At 46.0% G+C, this 637-nt stretch carries 1 protein-coding gene; it reads right to left on the bottom strand.

The genetic code is table 11. The features are described from left to right. Nucleotides 1–132: 132 nt before the first annotated feature. The coding region (locus R7F64_RS23980; protein ID WP_318072165.1) for a DUF4198 domain-containing protein at nt 133–637 on the bottom strand (505 nt) is incomplete at its 5' end.

Here is a 637-nt window from a genome sequence, read left to right as displayed (position 1 = left end):
ACAACTCATTAGAGGAAAGTGAGCAGAAGCATGAAAGGAAGAAAATCCAGCCAATAGCAGAGCAGCTTTAAGAATAGAAGTGTTGTTCATGTTGATTCCAAAATGGCTCAGCGCTTGCTGAGCCTAATTCGATTAGTTGAGTAGAGTTTCAAACGTTAGGTGTACATTCGCGCTGGTTTTGTCAGCTAATGGGTGATTGTTCAACTCACCTTTGTAGTTCGCTTTCATTAGATAGCGCCCTGCCACGTCTGGCGTAAAAGTAATTTTTCCGTCTTTATCACTCACCACATCAATTTGCTCTTGATGGTTGCGATACAACGTTCCTTCACGCGTGATCTCTGCCGTCACACCTTGTTGAGGTTTGCCATCGAAGAAGAACTGGAACGTCACCGCTTCACCTTCAATGATGTCAGATGGGTGAGTCAACGGTTTTAGCTCTAGCAATTTGCCTTCAATTTCTAACGCTTTTTCTGTTGGTTTACCGACCGTGATGTAGCTTTCTGCGCGGGTGTAGCTTAGCTGAGTCACCACATCACGCGTTTTTTCTGGTAGCACATCAGCGCGCTCAGCTTTATTGGCTCTAACCCACTTCACAGTATCGCGGCGACCTGCTTTGTACTGGGTGTAGTAGCTCGGC

The sequence above is a fragment of the Vibrio sp. Vb1980 genome (genome assembly GCF_033338615.1).
In the GTDB taxonomy this organism is placed as follows: domain Bacteria; phylum Pseudomonadota; class Gammaproteobacteria; order Enterobacterales; family Vibrionaceae; genus Vibrio; species Vibrio alginolyticus.
This window is presented reverse-complemented; position numbering and strand designations above follow the sequence as displayed.